This window comes from Pontibacter sp. CAU 1760, from assembly GCF_054482735.1.
This window is the reverse complement of record NZ_JBTLRL010000001.1, coordinates 25410-43195: the sequence shown is the minus strand read 5'-3', so window position 1 is coordinate 43195 and position 17786 is coordinate 25410. Positions and strand designations below refer to the sequence as shown.

At 52.2% G+C, this 17786-nt stretch carries 14 protein-coding genes; 13 read left to right on the top strand and 1 reads right to left on the bottom strand.

Features of this window, described 5'->3' with window-relative positions:
- Positions 1–226: 226 nt before the first annotated feature.
- From ACXYMU_RS00145 to ACXYMU_RS00120, 6 genes are all read left to right on the top strand, one after another.
- Entirely contained in the window at positions 227–1117 is an 891-nt protein-coding gene (locus tag ACXYMU_RS00145; RefSeq protein WP_458984317.1) for a DUF3667 domain-containing protein, read from the top strand.
- Between the two features lie 23 nt (positions 1118–1140).
- Entirely contained in the window at positions 1141–2523 is a 1383-nt protein-coding gene (gene dgt, locus ACXYMU_RS00140; RefSeq protein WP_458984316.1) for a dGTP triphosphohydrolase, read from the top strand.
- Positions 2524–2526: 3 nt separating this feature from the next.
- A complete protein-coding gene (locus ACXYMU_RS00135; RefSeq protein ID WP_458984315.1) occupies positions 2527–3747 on the top strand; it encodes a hypothetical protein in 1221 nt (406 codons plus the stop codon).
- 7 nt (positions 3748–3754) lie between these two features.
- Positions 3755–4957, top strand: coding sequence for a hypothetical protein (locus ACXYMU_RS00130; protein ID WP_458984314.1), 1203 nt, complete (start codon positions 3755–3757; stop codon positions 4955–4957).
- 174 nt (positions 4958–5131) lie between these two features.
- Positions 5132–6466, top strand: a complete 1335-nt coding sequence (locus ACXYMU_RS00125; RefSeq protein WP_458984313.1) for a M16 family metallopeptidase — start codon at positions 5132–5134, stop codon at positions 6464–6466.
- A gap of 126 nt (positions 6467–6592) precedes the next feature.
- Positions 6593–8680, top strand: coding sequence for an insulinase family protein (locus ACXYMU_RS00120; RefSeq protein WP_458984312.1), 2088 nt, complete (start codon positions 6593–6595; stop codon positions 8678–8680).
- Between the two features lie 177 nt (positions 8681–8857).
- Here the strand turns inward: ACXYMU_RS00120 and ACXYMU_RS00115 are convergent, their stop codons facing one another.
- Positions 8858–9766 carry a DUF72 domain-containing protein gene (locus ACXYMU_RS00115; RefSeq protein WP_458984311.1) on the bottom strand — a complete coding sequence of 303 codons (909 nt, stop codon included), beginning with the start codon at positions 9764–9766 and terminating at the stop codon, positions 8858–8860.
- Between the two features lie 350 nt (positions 9767–10116).
- Here ACXYMU_RS00115 and ACXYMU_RS00110 point away from each other — a divergent pair, with 350 nt between their 5' ends.
- From ACXYMU_RS00110 to ACXYMU_RS00080, 7 genes are all read left to right on the top strand, one after another.
- A complete protein-coding gene (locus ACXYMU_RS00110) occupies positions 10117–10602 on the top strand; it encodes a septal ring lytic transglycosylase RlpA family protein (protein ID WP_458984310.1) in 486 nt (161 codons plus the stop codon).
- Positions 10603–10831: 229 nt separating this feature from the next.
- Positions 10832–12478 (top strand): TldD/PmbA family protein, encoded by a 1647-nt coding sequence (locus tag ACXYMU_RS00105; protein ID WP_458984309.1) that lies wholly within the window; start codon positions 10832–10834, stop codon positions 12476–12478.
- Between the two features lie 40 nt (positions 12479–12518).
- A complete protein-coding gene (locus ACXYMU_RS00100) occupies positions 12519–12884 on the top strand; it encodes a four helix bundle protein (protein ID WP_458984308.1) in 366 nt (121 codons plus the stop codon).
- Positions 12885–12949: 65 nt separating this feature from the next.
- Positions 12950–14266, top strand: coding sequence for a TldD/PmbA family protein (locus ACXYMU_RS00095; protein ID WP_458984307.1), 1317 nt, complete (start codon positions 12950–12952; stop codon positions 14264–14266).
- A 144-nt stretch (positions 14267–14410) separates the two neighbouring features.
- Positions 14411–15028 carry a DUF4159 domain-containing protein gene (locus ACXYMU_RS00090; protein WP_458984306.1) on the top strand — a complete coding sequence of 206 codons (618 nt, stop codon included), beginning with the start codon at positions 14411–14413 and terminating at the stop codon, positions 15026–15028.
- 315 nt (positions 15029–15343) lie between these two features.
- Positions 15344–16453, top strand: coding sequence for a D-alanyl-D-alanine carboxypeptidase (locus tag ACXYMU_RS00085; protein WP_458984305.1), 1110 nt, complete (start codon positions 15344–15346; stop codon positions 16451–16453).
- Positions 16454–16787: 334 nt separating this feature from the next.
- The gene (locus ACXYMU_RS00080; RefSeq protein ID WP_458984304.1) at positions 16788–17783 is read left to right on the top strand and encodes an AAA family ATPase; all 996 of its coding nucleotides are present in this window, start codon (positions 16788–16790) and stop codon (positions 17781–17783) included.
- Positions 17784–17786 lie beyond the last annotated feature (3 nt).

The window sequence follows — 17786 nt, the reverse complement described above, 5'->3', positions numbered from 1 at the left end:
CTTTGAACCAATGCTATAAACTCATTTCCAGTATATTATAGCTCATTTTTTTTGCGGGGAAACATCATTTTGCAACATTCAGCACCAGCCTTTCTGTTGTCCTACCACGAATTTTATGGTAGAAAATAGCTTCCGACTCAATCTAATCTGCTTCCTGAGACAATCCAACCATAGCATATTTATAAGAAGAAGGCTATATTTGAAATGATCAAACCATCTTGGAAGAATGAGAAAGAACAGGCGAAAGTTTACCCAGTGCCCAAACTGCGGATACGTTTTCGAAGATGTGAATAATTATTGCCCCAACTGCGGACAGGAAAACCACGACCTGAACGTGCCTGTAAAGCACTTGCTCTGGGAGTTCTTGGAAGGCACCCTACACTACGACACCAAGTTCTGGACAACGCTTAAATACCTGCTTTTCCGACCGGGCTTGCTGACTGAGAAATTTAACCTGGGCCAGCGCGCGTCCTATGTTCCGCCGTTCCGGCTTTATGTTTTTGTCAGCTTGGTATTTTTCACGGCGTTGGCTATACGGTCAAAAGAAAGCACTGTTAAGGTGGTGGGGGCCTCGAATGCAGAGGAGGTCGCCCAGGCGCTCCCGCCAGCCTATGCCGCCCAGCAAACAGAAATTGACTCCCTGCTTGCGGCTAACCCGCCGCAGGCAGCCGCCCCGGATTTCATGTTTAATGATGAATTAAAGGAGAAATTCATGGCCTTCGCAAAAGACGAAGAGAACTCCAAGCAGAAACTGCTGAAAAACACCTCCTTCATGATGTTCCTGTTAATGCCTTTCTTCGGCTTTATCCTATACCTCTTTTATTATAAGCAACGCCGCAACTACGTGGAGCACCTCATGTTCTCCGTTCATTTTCATACCTTTTTCTTCATTCTTGTCATTCTGGGCTTAGGCATTGAATACATCTTTAAAGGGTTTGATGTAGATGCCTGGGCATTTGGGCTTGGTGTGCTCTACCTGTACTTTGCCTTACACCAGGTGTATAAGCAATCTTACCTGCGCACATTCTTGTGGCTGATACCGATAACGGCTGTATACCTGGTATCGCTGACTATATTTGTATTGAGCACCCTTGCAATCAGCATTATGCTGAGCTGATTTTATACCCTATTCCTTGTTTTATGCCCTATACCACTTTAACCACCACCAGTTGGGACAAACTTCTGTCGAAAAAGCGCTTCGAGACCAACGACCCGAAATACAGCACTGACGAATCGGTGCGGGGCGAGTTTCAGCGCGACTACGACCGCGTAGTGTTTTCATCGGCCTTCCGGAGGTTGCAGAACAAGACACAGGTAATGCCCATGCCGGAGAGCGACTTTGTGCATACCCGCCTGACGCATAGCCTGGAAGCCTCGGTGGTAGGCCGCTCGCTGGGCCGCATTGTGGGCAAGAGCATTTTGGAGCGGCACCCGGAACTAGCAGAGGAAAAGCACATCCAGGAGGCTGACTTCGGTGATGTGGTGGCTGCCGCCTGCCTGGCCCACGACATCGGCAACCCGCCTTTTGGGCACTCCGGCGAGGACGCCATCTCCGCTTACTTCCTGAGCGAGGCGGCACAGCCATACCTTGCCGCGCTTACGGAGGCCGAGAAAACCGACTTACAGCACTTTGAGGGTAACGCGGCGGGCTTCCGGATCCTCACCTATACCTATCCGGCCCACTGCAACATGTCCGGAGGCCTCAGCCTGACTTATACCACGCTGGCCACCTTCACAAAATACCCGAAGGAGTCGAGGCCAATCATTAAGGGCACCAAGAACACCAGCGAAAAGAAATACGGCTTCTTCCAGACAGAGAAAGCCTGGTTTCAGAACATCGCACAGGAGCTGGGGCTATTGAAGAAAGGAGAGGGCGATACAGTGTTCTACCACCGCCATCCGCTCGCTTTCTTAGTAGAGGCCGCCGATGACATCTGCTACCGCATCATCGACTTTGAGGATGGCCTGAAGCTAGGGCTGGTACCGCACGAAAAAGGGATGGACTTGCTCCGCCAAATCCTGGACGACAGCCCCAACCGCAAATCAAGCCTCACCTTTTATGACTGGCGTGAGGAGATCGGCTACCTGCGTGCGCGTATCATTGGCAAGCTGATTGACGAAACGGCCTCCATCTTCCTGCAGCACGAGCAGGAAATCCTGCAAGGCACTTACGATAAGCCGCTGATCAACGAGCTGTCCTGTAAACCGGTGTTAGACCAGATCAAGGACCTTTCCATCCAGCTCATTTACCAAAACCGCCCGGTGCTGGAGATTGAGGCGGCTGGCTTTGAGGTGCTCGGCGGCCTGCTGGATGCCTGCGTGAAAGCCGTGTTCCACCCCGAGTCGAAGCACCACCGCAAACTGGCTGCGCTCATACCCCCACATTATTTACAATTGCCCGTCAGCGCCACGGCCTACGAGCGCATCATCCACATCACCGATTTCGTAGCCAGCCTCACTGACCAGGCAGCCTTGGGTCTATACCGCAAGATAAAAGGCATTGAGCTGCCTCGGATGTATTAAGTGATGCCCGTAACAACACTGAAAAAGGCTGACTTGCTGCTGCTGCTGTTTTTTCTGGCCTATTGCAGTGCGGTGGTTTTGCGGGTCAGTATCGAAAGCACGGGGTATACCTCCCCAGACTCGGAGTACTATCTGGAAGCTGCCCGTAGCCTGCAAGAAGGGCAAGGTTTCATCATCCGGGATCTGTATGGGCTGCATACAGGGCAGGTAAATGCCCCAACGCCCTTTACTGCCTGGCCAATTGGTTACCCGGTATTAGTAGCAGCGGCCTCGTGGGTGAGTGGCCTTAGCCTGTTTTGGGCTTCTAAGCTACTAAACCTGTTAGTGGCAGGAGCAGGGTTTCTGTTGCTGCGCCGCATTAACAGGCCGTATGCTTTTGTTCTGGCCTCCCTTTACGGAAGCTTCACTGTGCTGGAGATGCACTCCTACACCTGGTCAGAAGCCACTTTCATGTTGGGCTGCCTTGGTTTTGTTTTCCTGCTCCATAGAATCGTTATGGACAGGCAGGCGGCGGGGAGGTATACAATACTGCTTTCCCTCACGCTGGCGGGCATGTTTCTGGTGCGCTATATCGGGTTGTTTGCCTATGGGCTTACTGCTTGCATTGCCCTTTATACCTACCGCTTGCGGCTGCACAGGCTTTGCATCGGCCTGCTGGCGGCAACTGCGGCGGCAAGTATGGTTGCCGCCAGCCATTTGCTGTATAACTATGTCCGCATTGGGCATTTCACGGGCATCTCCCGCATCCACCACGACATGGAAACGCCGCTTCAGGTAGTATGGATGACCATCAAGGGGATTGCTATCGAGCTTTTCGTTATCCGGAAATATTACTTGCAGGGGATGCCCGATGTGCTGACTATAGCTGCTGCAGGGCTGCAACTTGCCGTGATAGGCAGTATCTGGTGGCTCCTACACAAACAACGAAGCGCTGTACTGGCTGCCTTTAAGCAGAACAGCCTTTCGCACATGGCCATACTTACAGCCGTGGCATACTTGGTGATGCTGGTTGTTTTGCGAAGCATCTCACAGTTCGATCCTCCCAACTACAGGCTGCTCTCCCCATTTACTTACCTGGTGCTATTTGCGCTTGTCAATTACATCGTTTCCCTGCCCGACGAGATCGGGCGCGTTAAAGAAGCCAAATATATACTATTCCTGTTTTTCGTCGGTTCGTTACTATGGAACCTTCCCAAAATCTACTTGCTTTCACTACTGACTTGATGCTTTCTTGACCACGCCGGAATCCTCTTCAAAACCACATCTCCTTAGAGCCGATGCGCTGCTGCTGCTGCTCTATGTGTTGCTGGCAGCCATTATCTGCTTCAGAGTGAATGTGGAGGCTACAGGCTATACCACTCCGGATTCAGAAGCCTATCTGGGGCTCGCTCAGAACATGCTGGATGGGCATGGCTTTTACGTGCTAAAAGCGGATGGCACACGAGCGTACTTCTCAACCTGGCCTGTAGGCTATCCGGTGCTGATCTATCTTGTATCTTCCATGCTGCCCCTGAGCGTGTTCTGGGCTTCCAAAGTGCTGAACCTGGTGCTGCTGGGCCTTGGCTTTTTACTTTTCCGCTGCCTCAACCGCCGGTATGCCTTTATAATGGCCTCCGTATACAGCGCCTACACTTTCCTCGATATTTACAGCTTCACTTGGTCCGAGGCCCCTTTCTTGTTGGGTTTGCTCTGCCTCTGCGTTGTGGCAGCACAAACCTTACAACACGCGAAGGCAAAGCATTTGCTGCTCCTGTTCTTAGTTTGTGCCTTCTTATTTTTGATGCGCTATGTAGGGGCATTCTCATTTGCGGTGCCGGCTTTGCTGGGCATCTACTTCTACTTTAAGGGTGATAAACGCGCTGCTGCCAAACTACTTCTCACCTCCATACTACTAACTATACTGGCAGGCACTTATTTATACCTCAACTACAGGCTGAGTGGATTTATGACTGGTTTCGACCGACTAGAGGCCTCCACCGAGCCTACCCGTACGTTTGTGGGTATGATGATCGAAGGATTGCTGAATGAGCTGCTCCTGGTCCGAAAGTATCGGTTGGGGAACCAACCTGACTACCTGCTTTACTTTACAGTAGTACTTCAGTTACTCGCCATGGCCGCCATTTTGATGAAAGTGGAAAAGCTTCCGCGCCTTAATCTGTTTTCGCAGACCTGCCTGTTCGTGGCGTCCCTGTATTTGCTTACTGTCGCGCTGCTGCGGAGCATCTCCCACTTCGATGATTTGGATTACCGGTTGCTGGCACCGTTCAGTTTCCTGTTTTGGGTAGGCCTAATGCATTATCTGGTTGCCTTGCCGGATCATGCAAAGGGCAATGTGCAGGCCAAATACATCGCCTTTGCCTTCTTCCTGGTTTCCCTGTTACTGAACATGCCTAAGCAGTACATCCTAGACGGAATCAGGCAGCTATTGCCTTAGCAGGTTAATCTATAGAATACGCGCTTTCATCAGGTGTTTGGCTGCATTGGCCGAAGGCTCTAGCGCGTTATTGGCATCCCAGCCAGATTAGAGCTAAATTTATACCTTGCAGCACAAGCGCTCACAAGGCAGGCGAAGGCCTGCGCGTACCATTCTTTCATTAACTCACAACGCATGAAACGCAACCTCCTTACCGGGCTTTTATGGTGTGTCACGGGCCTCCTTGCCCTGGCGCAGACAAAAGACAACAAAATCGAGTTCACGGAATATGACCTGCCCAACGGGCTCCACGTAATCCTGCACCAGGACAAGTCTACGCCGAACGTGGCCGTGTCGGTGCTATACCATGTCGGATCTAAAAACGAGGTAGAGGGTCGCTCGGGCTTTGCCCACTTTTTTGAGCACCTGATGTTTGAGGGCACCGAGAACATCGACCGTGGCCAATACAGTTCGCTGGTACAGAAGGCCGGCGGCGCCCTAAACGCCAATACTTCCTTCGACCGCACCTACTACTATGAGTTGCTGCCATCTAACCAACTGGCCCTAGGGCTATGGCTGGAGGCGGAGCGCATGAAGCACGCCAAAATAGACCAGACCGGTGTGGAAACGCAGCGCAAGGTGGTACAGGAGGAAAAGCGTGAGCGCATCGACAACCAGCCTTACGGCTCTATCGGCGAGAACGTGTTTGCCACTGCTTTCACCAAGCATCCTTACAAAACGATGCCAATTGGCTCTTTCAAGGACCTGAACGCAGCCAGCATTGAGGAGTTCCGCGACTTCTACAAGACCTTCTACGTGCCCAACAACGCCACCCTCTCCATTGCCGGCGACATTGACATAAGCGAGACGAAGAAGCTAATAGCGGAATACTTTTCCGGCATCCCGAAGGGTACGAAAGCCATACCTCGCCCAGATGTAACAGAGCCAAAGCAAACAGCGGAGCGCCGTAAAACCGTGTATGACAACATCCAGCTGCCCGCCGTTATCCAGGCTTACCATGTTCCGGAGCAGGGCACCGACGACTTCTACGCCCTGTCTATGCTGACGACGCTGCTTTCGGGCGGTGAGAGTGCCCGTTTGCCAAAGGCGCTGGTAGACAAGCAGCAGAAAGCGGTGGTGGCCTCGTCCATACCCTTCCCGACGGAAGACCCGGGGCTGTTCCTGACCTTTGCCATCGCCAACATGGGTGTAGAGGTAGATGACCTGGAGCAGGCGATGAACGCAGAGATAGAACGCGTGAAAACAGAGCCGCTCTCTGATCGCGAGTTTCAAAAGCTGTGCAACCAGGTAGAAAGCAACTTTGTGCAGGACAACAGCACAGTGGCCGGAATCGCTGAGAGCCTTGCCGACTACCATGTGTACTTCGGTGACGCGAACCTGATCAACAACGAGTTGCAGCGCTACCTGAACGTGAAGAAAGAGGACATCCAGCGCGTAGCCAAGCAGTACCTGACCAAGGACAACCGCGTGGTGCTGCACTACCTGCCAAAATCAGCTCAAACTAAATAAAGACGTTAGATTTCAGACATAAGGCATTAGACAAATATTACAGATGCAACACTACACGCAAGAGTCCCATCCTATAAAAAGTCTTGAGTCCTGTGTCTTACTACTTGTGTCTTAAAAAAAGCAATCATGATAAAGAAACTATATAGTACCGCATTCCTGGCTCTGGCATTACTTTGTATAGCGCCTGCCCAGGCACAGCAGAACACACCTCCACCTGCAGGGCCAGCTCCTAAAATTGAACTGGGCGAGTACAAGCATTTTACCTTAAAGAATGGGCTGAAGGTATACGTGGTGGAAAACCACAAGCAACCTGTGGTATCGATGTCTTTAGTGCTGGACAGAGATCCGATATTGGAAGGCGACAAATCCGGTTATGTGCAGGCGGCAGGGCAGATGATGCGCACCGGAACCACCAACCGCACAAAGGACCAGTTTGATGAGCAGGTGGATTTCATCGGAGCGGACCTGAACTTCTCGGCTACCGGCTTCAACGCATCGTCCCTGAAAAAGCACATGCCCACCTTGCTTGACCTGACGTCGGATGCACTGCTGCACCCTAAGTTCACGCAAGAGGAACTGGACAAAGTAAAAAAGCAGATGAAAGCCAGCCTGGCCCAGTCGAAGGACAACCCGGATGCCATTGCCAGCCGCATGCGCAACCTTGTGCTGTATGGCAAAAACCATCCGTATGGCGAGCTAATGACGGAGGAGACCGTGGAGAACATCACACTGCAGGACATTCAGGAGTATTACAACACGTATTACAAGCCAAATATTGGCTACCTGGCAGTGGTAGGCGACGTGAAACCGAAAGAAGTGAAGAAGCTTCTGAAGAAGGAGCTGAAGCAGTGGGAGAAGGGCAACGTACCTCAGAAAACCTACGACCTGCCGCAGCAGCCTGAGCACACGCAGGTCGTGATTGTGGACCGCCCAAGTGCGGTGCAGAGCGCCTTGGTGCTGACGAACCCTGCTAAGTTGAAGCCCGGGGCGGAGGATGGCGTAGCGGCTGCCTTGATGAACAACATCCTGGGCGGCGGCATGGACTCTCGCCTGTTCAAAAACCTGCGCGAAACGCATGGTTATACCTACGGCGCTTACTCATCAGTTAGCCCAGACGAGATTTTGGGCCGCTTTAATGCTAGCGCCAACGTGCGCAATGCGGTAACCGACAGTGCTGTGGTAGAGTTTATGAATGAGCTGAGTAAAATACGACAGGAGTCGGTGAGCGAGGAGGAATTGCGTGATGCCAAGGCTTATGTAATGGGTAGCTTCGGCCGTGGCCTGGAGAACCCGGCAACCGTAGCGGTATACGCCATCAACACGGCCCGTTATGGCCTGCCGGAAGACTACTATGCCAATTACCTGAAGAAGGTAGAAGCCGTAACGGCGAAGGATGTGCAGCGTGTGGCGCAAGCGTACATTCACCCGGACAAGCTACATATACTGGCCGTGGGTAACGCCTCCGAGATTGCCCCTAAGCTGCAGCCCTTCGACAAAGACGACAATACCATCACCTACTACAACGCCTCCGGCGAAAAAGTAGACCGCGCCGCCATGAACGTGCCGGCAGGCTTAACCGCCGAGCAGGTGATTGGGGACTACATCAAAGCAGTAGGCGGAAAGGCTAACATCGACAAGCTGAAGGACGTGACCATTACCAGCAGCGCCACTGTACAAGGGATGCCGCTTACACTAGTGCAGCAGCAGAAGGGCAAAGACAAGTTCGCCGTGCAGATCCTGATGAACAACAACCCGCTGCAGCGCGTGACCATCAACGGCGACAAAGGCAAGATGGAGGCCCCAATGCAGGGCGTGAACAAGGAGATGAGCGCCGATGAGTTAAAAACGCAGAAACTGGAAATAAGCCTGTTCCCAGTGTTGCAGTACGAGAAGCTGGGCATCACAACCAAGCTGACGGGTATGGAGCAAGTGGATGGCAAGGACGCTTATACCGTGGAAGTGACGCAGCCTAACGGCCAGAAAGCTACCCACTATTTCGCCAAAGACTCTGGCCTGCGCCTGAAGGAAGTGAACAACGTGGAGACACCGCAGGGCGTTATCACGCAAACCAAAACCTACAGCAACTACAAAGAGGTGAACGGCGTGAAATTCCCATACGTGGTGGAGACCGTGGTAGGCCCGCAGACAATCAAAGCGGAGGTACAGAAGGTTGAGGTCAACAAAAACCTGAGCGACGACACGTTTAAGATGTAGTTTTTTGAGAGGCTAGATAATAGACGTTAGACACAGGACAATAGCATGTTGATTAAAAGAAGCGGCTGCCCCTTTGGGCCAGCCGCTTCTTTATTTATACCCTGGGGGTGATGTGCTCCATACCCAAGAGCGTCTTGTGTCTTGCTACTCATGTCGTGATACGCCTGCATTCATACCTCAAAACAGCTCCCCCTGCACCGGCTGCACAAACCTCTTTGGGGGCTTCAAATCAAAACCGCATACCTTGTTAAGCTGCTCCACCAAATAGGTTTCCAGTTCCGGGGCCAGCGTGTTGTCGGGCTCATGCACGAAGAAGTAGAGTTGCTTCAGGCCCTGAGCAAACCACTCCTGCAGGCGTACTACCCAGGCATCGATGCGGGTGTAGTCGGTGGGGTGGAGGCCGTTACCCACAAACCGCACCATGGCCGAGGGCGTGGTGAGGCGCATGTGCAGCACGTCGCGGCGGCCCGCCACATCGGTCATCACGGTGCCAACTTTATACTTCTCCAATACCTCGAACAGCTCCCTGCTGGCCACGTTGTCCGTGAACCAGCCTTCGTGCCGCAACTCCACTGTGATAGGGATGCTCTCGGGTATAAACGCGAGGAAAGCCTCAAGATCGGGCAGTTGGTTGGGGCCGAAGTAGGGCGGCAGCTGCAAAAAGGCCTCTCCCAGCTTGTCCTCCAGCCCGGCGATGGCGGAGCAGAAAGCAGCGGTTACATCCTGGGTGCTGCGCAAGGCGGCTTCGTGGCTGATGAGCTGCGGAAACTTAGGGCAGAACTTAAACCCATGCGGTACGGTGTTCCGCCAGCGGTCGATGGTGTCGGGGCTCGGGATATGGTAGTGCGTGCTGTTGAGCTCGATGGTGTTGAACTGCTTGCCATACCACAGCAACGACTCCTTCTCCGGCATCCGGGCGGGGTAGTACTTGCCTACCCATGCTTTGTTCACCCATACTGGCAAACCTACATATACCTGCGGGTTGGTATAAGCCCCTGATGCCTGCAGCAATGGCAAAGTGTCGGGGTGAGTGGGGGGCAGGGTAAAGTCTACCCGGCTGATGTCTTGAAGCTTTCCAAAATCCATAGCGCAAAGGTTACATATCCGTCTCAAAAACCAACTGCAAAAACACGCGGCCGGCAGCAGTGCACATGCCTAAACAATCTGCCGGGCATGCCAGATTGTCGTGAATTTTCTGGTTTTTCAGTTTTTCAGCTAAAAATATTTTTTGTATTTTTTATAAGTAATATACGTTGCTTTGCCCACATAAAAAAGTCGCCGTTCTTTCTCTAAACGTACATTTTGTCAAAATAAGACCTACAGCGATTTTGCCTGCCCAAGCTGTATCCCTCCATGATCTAAGCCTAAAAACGGCTTAAAACGCCCCATTTAAGAAATTTCGCCTATCTTTGCGGCTTCACCAACTATTAACTGATATGTTAAACAATAGAAAGTGCTTCTTTTTTTCAGTAATCATTTTTCTATTTATCGGCGTTGGCCAACCCCTTTTAGCACAAAGCACAGACACCCAAAAAGGCCGGGCCTCGTGGTACGGGAGCCGGTACCATGGCAGAAAAACCAGCAGCGGAGAGCTTTATAACAAGCACGCGATGACTGCCGCACACAAAACGCTTCCCTTCGGCACGAAGGTAAAAGTGACGAACCTCGACAACAACAAGTCCGTGATCGTCCGCATCAATGACAGGGGGCCTTTTGTAGGCAACCGCATCATTGATGTATCCGAGGTAGCCGCCCGCCAGCTGAAGTTTCACAGCAAAGGCATTGGCAACGTAAAAGTAGAAGTACTGGAGCCCGGTGCAGAGCTCGCCTCGGCAGCAGGTTTCTCTTTTGAGGTAGATGCTGCTTCTAACTTTGCGCTTGCCACAGATGCCGTGGCAGAACTGGCGCACAGCAGCAACTAACGCTGAAACACAAAACTTAGCTATAGAAAGCGCGGGGTCTTTGCAGGCCCCGCGCTTTTTTGTTTTCCTCCTTTTTCCTGCTGTTGTTAGTAGCGGCCCATTCGGTGTTTATCTATACAATGCCGGGCTTAGCCTTAATATGGATGGTTGCACTTTGAAAAGCAGCCGGATTTAGTTATACTTAGCTACCAAAACTAACGCTAAACTTTACTTTTAAACCTACTTCACTTTGAAAAGAAGAAATTTTCTAGAGTTATCGGCACTGGGGTTTGGGGGCTTGATGCTGCCTTCTATTCCTGTTTTCGGCGATACCGTAGCGCCGGAGCGCTTTTTAGAACAAATAGACCCTGCGCTTAAAAAGCGTTTGGCTGACGTGGCCCTCAATGCCGCCAAATCGAAAGGTGCCAACTACGCCGACGTGCGCATTGGCCGCTACCTGCAGCAGTACATCTTCACCCGCGAGAAGCAGGTGCAGAACATCGTAAACGCCGAGTCCTATGGTGTGGGTGTGCGTGTGCTGGCCAATGGCACCTGGGGCTTTGCCGCTACCTCCGATGTGTCGGACAAGGGCGTGGCCAAGGCTGCTGAGCAGGCCGTAGCCATTGCCAAGGCCAACGCCAAGCTGCAGAAAGAGCCGGTACAACTGGCACCGGTACCGGGGTATGGCGAGGTTTCCTGGAAAACCCCGATCGAACAGAATGCTTTCGAGATACCAGTAGGAGAGAAGGCCGACCTGCTGCTGGCCGCCAATGCCGCCGCCATGGACAATGGGGCCAACTTCGTGAACTCGGCCCTGTTCCAGGTGAACGAGCAGAAGTACTTTGCCTCCACTGACGGCTCTTACATCGACCAGGACATCCACCGCATCTGGCCGAACTTCACGGTAACAGCTGTTGACAAGGCTTCGGGCAAGTTCAAAACCCGCGAAGCCCTGAGCGCCCCGATGGGGATGGGGTATGAGTACATGATCCCGAAGACATCGGAGAAGATAAAGGGCCCTGAGGGCACGGGACTGGTAGGCTACCGCAAAGCCTACGACATGCTGGAAGATGCTAAGCTAGCCGCCAAGCAGGCTAAAGAGAAACTCACGGCCAAGTCGGTGATGGCTGGTAAGTATGACCTGGTGCTCGACCCGAACCACCTCGGCCTTACCATCCACGAGTCGGTGGGCCACCCGCTGGAGCTGGACCGCGTGCTAGGGTATGAAGCGAACTACGCCGGTACCTCCTTTGCCACGCTGGACAAGTGGAAATCCAAGAACTTTAAGTATGGCTCTGACAAAGTGAACATCTTCGCCGACAAAACGCAGCCGGGCTCACTGGGCTATGTTGGTTGGGACGATGAAGGGGTGAAGACGAAGAAGTGGGATTTGATCAAAGACGGTGTGCTGGTGAACTACGAGGCCATCCGCGACCAGGCGCACATCATTGGCGAGAAAGAGTCGCATGGCTGCTGCTATGCTGATAGCTGGAGCTCGGTGCAGTTCCAGCGCATGCCGAACGTGTCGCTGGCACCGGGCAAGCAAAAGATGAACGTGGACCAGATGATTGCCGGCGTGGACAAGGGCATTTACATTGCGGGCCGCGGCTCTTACTCCATCGACCAGCAGCGGTATAACTTCCAGTTCGGCGGCACGACTTTCCACGAGATCAAGAACGGAAAGATTGTCGGACCGCTGGAGGATGTGGCTTACCAGAGCAACACCCAGGAATTCTGGAACTCCTGCGCCGGCTCCTGCGACGAGAGCGATTACCGCCTGTTCGGCTCGTTCTTCGACGGCAAAGGCCAGCCGAGCCAGATCAGCGCAGTGTCGCACGGTTCCGCCCATACCCGTTTCAACGGCGTGAACGTGATCAACACCGCCCGTAAAATTTAAATGAGTCGCGAGTTCTGAGTGCTGAGTTATACTTTGTTTTATGGCCGAAAGCGTAGTTGCTGTCAAGTCTTACAGTTTCGCGCTGCGCATCAGCAAACTATACAAACACCTGACGCAGGAGCAGCGGGAGTTTGTGCTGGCAAAGCAGATTTTAAGGAGTGGCACATTGATAGGTGCAAATATAGAGGCAGCGCTGGGCGGCCAAAGCAAAGCGGATTTCAGGCACCAGGCAGCAATCGCGCTAGAAGAGGCACGTGAAACAAGCTATTGGCTGCGCCTGCTGAAAGACTCAGATTTCATAAAGCCAGATGCCTTCAACAGCATCCACGGCGCGTGTGATGAGTTGGTCCGGATGCTCAAAAACATTGTCCTAACCTCTCAACAGAATGAGAAAACCAACTCATAACTCAGAACGCACGACTCAGAACTGAAACAGTAATGCAGTTTGAAATCAAAACAGGAAACTAAAAGATGGCAATATTAAGTAAAGAAGAGGCACAGGCGATCCTGAAAAAGGCGCTGAGCTACTCAAAGGCCGATGAGTGCGAGATTACCCTCACTGGCAATACCGGCGGTAACATCCGCTACGCCCGCAACGAGGTATCGACGAGCGGTGCAGAAGAAAATGTGTCGATGTCGGTGGAGTCGCGTTTTGGCAAGCGCTCCGGCGTAGCCACCATCAACGAGTTCGACGATAAGTCGCTGGAGAAAGTGATTCGCCGCTCGGAGGAAACCGCAAAACTGGCCCCGGAGAGCCCGGAGTACATCGCGCTGCTCGGGCCGCAGACTTACGCTACCACAAAGGAGTTTTTCGAGAGCACCAACAAGGTTGACCCGGCATACCGCGCTGATGCCGCTGCGAAAAGCATCGCCGCAGCCTCGGCCAAAGGCCTGACCGCCGCCGGCTTTCTGGAGCACTACAGCAACTTCACGGCCAAAATGAACAACAAGGGCCTCTTTGCCTACCACCCGTCTACTATAGTGGACTTTTCGGTAACCATGCGCACCGAAGACGGCACCGGCTCTGGCTACGTAACGCAGGACTTCAGCGACATCAGCAAACTGGACACGGGCAAGGCCTCGCAGATAGCCGCCGACAAGGCCGCCAACTCGCGCAACGCCAAAGCCCTGGAGCCTGGCAAGTATACCGTTATCCTCGAGCCTGCCGCTTCCATCGACCTACTGCAGAACATGTTCTTCAACATGGACCAGCGAAACGCAGAGGAGGGTCGCAGCTTCCTGAGCAAGGTAGGTGGCAAAACGAAACTGGGCGAAAAACTGGTGGATGAGCGCATCACGGTATATTCCGACCCCAATAACCTGGAGGTGCCTTCCGCTCCGTTTGCGGGCGATGGCCGCCCCCAGCAGAAGGTAACCTGGATCGACAAAGGCGTGGTGAAGAACCTGTCAAACTCCCGCTACTGGGCCTCTAACAAAGGCGCGGTTTCCGTACCACCGCCCGGCAACATCATTATGGAAGGTGGTAACGAGTCTTTGGAGGATATGATCAAGAGCACCAAGCGCGGTATACTGGTGACGCGCCTATGGTACATCCGCACCGTGGACCCACAAACGCTGCTTTATACCGGCCTTACCCGCGACGGCACGTTCTACATCGAAAACGGCAAGATCAAGTATCCGGTAAAGAACTTCCGCTTCAATGAAAGTCCGGTGATCATGCTTAACAACCTCGAGGCACTGGGCAAGCCGCAGCGTATCAGCGGTAGCATGATCCCGCCCATGAAGATCCGTGACTTCACGTTCACGAGCCTTTCGGATGCGGTGTAATCGTAGCCGAAGATTACAAGGATAATACAATGCTTACTGTCATCTCGACGACAGGAGAGATCTGGTGTGAATTTATAACAGATTTCTTACGTTGCTCGGGATGACAGTTTATTTAAGCTCAATCGAAGACCCATAACTCCCACCGTGCAACCATTCACCTTCGTGCGTCTGCAATACCGCTCCGGCAACTGGGACACTGATCCGCGGATGCCGAGTAATATCCTGCATTCGCTCATCCAGTATACCACCGTAAAAGTAGCGGAGCAGGAGAAGGTCATTTCGCTGGAAAGTGCTGAGTTATTCAAATACCCCTTTAGTTACATGAGCGGGCACAAGCTGGTGCAGTTCAACCAAAAGGAGCGGCAGAACTTTGAGGCTTATGTGCGCAACGGCGGCTTTGTGTTTGTGGATGATTGCAACCACGACATCGACGGGCTGTTTGCCCGCTCGTTTGAAGAGCAGATGCGGCAGATCTTCGGGCAGGGCGCGCTGAAGAAAATCCCCAATAGCCACAAGCTGTACAAGTCCTTCTTTACGTTTGAGGAAGGCCCGCCTACCACCTCGTTCGAGCTCAACGGATGGGGCGACGACCTGGTGCATGATTACCTGAAAGCCATCGAGATCAATGGCCGCATCGGGGTGCTCTACAGCAACAAAGACTATGGCTGCGAATGGGACTACGACTTCCGCAACAAACGCTGGCTGGCCGAAGACAACACCAAGTTTGGCGTGAACATCATTTTATATGCCTTAATGGGTTAATTCCTTAGCCTTGTTATTTCCTATTCTTCTCCTTTTTTATTCATTCCACTATCAGCCAATACATTTATAATATTTTAAATTAAATTTTACCATTTTGGTGGCATAAATTCAATTTTTTGTTTGAAAAGACAACTTTTAAACTGCCTTGCCTGTACATTTCTTTTAACGTGGCACTGTAAGATAAATCTTTGAAAGAGGTATAAACCAATTGTTTGCGACGGGCCTGGTTGCTCTTCTGCAGACTTTAAGGAGCATGCTACTGTATCCGACACAACAGATATAACATGATGTTTATCACCAATAAACATTACAAAAATGGATAGGGTGAGAAGAATAGAGCAAAGGTGGTCAATTTTAGTGTTCTTGTACTGTGGATTTTTCTTCACCTCTTGCACCATCCAGTGGCAGAGTGGCTCAAATACGCCTTATAGCCAGAAAACTGCCCCCGCAGCCATAAAAAAGCAGATTGCAGAGATGGAGCAGCGCAGACAAAGCTTTATCGGCTTCGCGCTCTATGACCCGGAGGCAGGTAGAATGCTGGTGGAGCACAATGCAGACAAGTACTTTATGCCTGCATCAAATACCAAGCTATTTACTTTTTACGCTAGCCAGAAAATGATCGGCGATTCGATACCAGCGCTTAAATACACCGTTCGGGGTGATTCGCTTTTGTTCTGGGACCCTTGTGAGGTATCGCTTGCGCAAAATGACATCAGGAAATCAAGAGCATTTGATTTTTTAAGGACACGGCCTGAGAAGCTATACTACATCAACGCATCCCACACAGAGTTATCGAACGCCATCAATTGGGGATGGGATAAAAGCGTGCTTCAGTCACTTTCGCATACACTCAAGCGCCCGGTAAACTTCATAGAACGGTCAGTTCCTAAAGACGCGTCAGTGCTGTACGGGCTTCCGTCGGACACTATTTACAAGCGTATGCTTGAAACGGATGACAACCTGCTTGCCGAGCAACTGCTTATCCTGAGCTCAGGTTCTATCGCAGACACCCTGTCAACGGAACGCGCCATTCAGCATGTCCTCAGCACCTACCTTGCCGACTTACCTGACAAGCCCATCTGGGTGGACGGTTCAGGCCTGTCTATGATGAACATGTTCACTCCCCGAACCTTTGTGGCTTTGCTTCAAAAAATGCTGAAAGAGCAATCGCAGGAAAAGCTGTTCTCTTTGCTCGCTAAAAAAGGCAATTCCAATAATTATTTAAGGGTTTTGAAATCGGACATACCTGCTGCGCTGGGAGAACTCGGCACACTGGCACATGTGCAGAACCAAAGCGGCTACATTGTCACGAAAAGCGGCAAAACACTGGTTTACAGCTTCATGAACAACAATTTCAAGGCCTCTTCTTCCGATATCCAGCACGAGATGGTGCAGATCATGACTGAGGTACATAAGGAATATTAGGCTTGAAAGCCTTTGGGCAAGCATGCTGTACCATACCCATCTCTTCCTCCCCAATCACTATATCTATCTGAATTATACTCCGTTATCCTGCGCTGGATTTTGTACACTGCTTAAGGCCGTTTCCATACTTCCGACCGGTATCAAAATCATTCTTCATAGCAGCGATGATTATTTTATTCCTGCCAAAGAGTAGGGGATTAGGCAAACTATGCGTGTTTAGTTATATTGAGGTAGCAAAGTGCTCCCTGCTCTTTTTGCTTCAAGTGGCTTATTTATAGCCATTGGGTTAGCAACAGAGTTCATAGGCCAGCGCTTTGAAAGTTACTCGCATAAAATGACCGAACAAAACATACACCACCTGCTCAGCAAGCTGCCACAGCTAAAACAGGAGATACAGCAAGTAATTGTGGGGCAGGAGGAGGTGCTGGACGAGGTACTGATCACGCTGCTGGCCGGTGGCCACGGCCTGCTGGAGGGTGTGCCCGGCTTGGCGAAAACGCTGTTGGTGCGCACCCTGAGCGACGCCATGGACCTTAACTTTCGCCGTATCCAGTTTACCCCCGACCTGATGCCGACCGACATCCTCGGCACCGAGGTGCTGGAGGAGGACCACGCGACGGGCAAGCGCTTCTTCAAGTTTAACGAAGGCCCTATCTTCTCCAACATCGTGCTGGCCGATGAGATAAACCGGACACCGCCGAAAACGCAGGCGGCCCTTTTGGAGGCGATGCAGGAGCATGAGGTGACCTATGCCGGTAAAACATACCCCTTGCCAAAACCTTTTTTCCTGCTGGCCACCCAGAACCCGATAGAGCAGGCGGGCACTTACCCGCTTCCGGAAGCGCAGCTAGACCGCTTTCTGCTGTTCATCAAAATAAAGTACCCCACCGAGCAGGAGGAACTTAACATCTTACTCAACACCACCGGTACGCGGCAAGCAAGGGTGCAACCTGTTTTGTCGGGGGAGGAAGTGCTGCAAATGCGGCAATTGGTTCGGGAGGTGAGCATCAGCGAGGAGTTGCTGCAGCACGTAAACCACCTGGTGCGTGCCACCCGCCCAGACACCACGCACATCGATTTCGTGAAAACATACTGCCGCTGGGGGGCGGGCCCACGAGCTGGCCAGGCCCTCATCCTGACCGCCAAGGCACGGGCCCTGCTGCAAAACAGATTCGCTGTTACCCTTGCGGATGTGCAGACGATGGCTTACCCGGTGCTACGCCACCGCATACTGGTCAATTTCACGGCGGAGGCAGAGCGCATTACCCCAGACAGGGTGGTGGAGGAATTGCTGCAGCAGGTAAAGCTCCCAAAGGCCATTTTGTCGTAAATA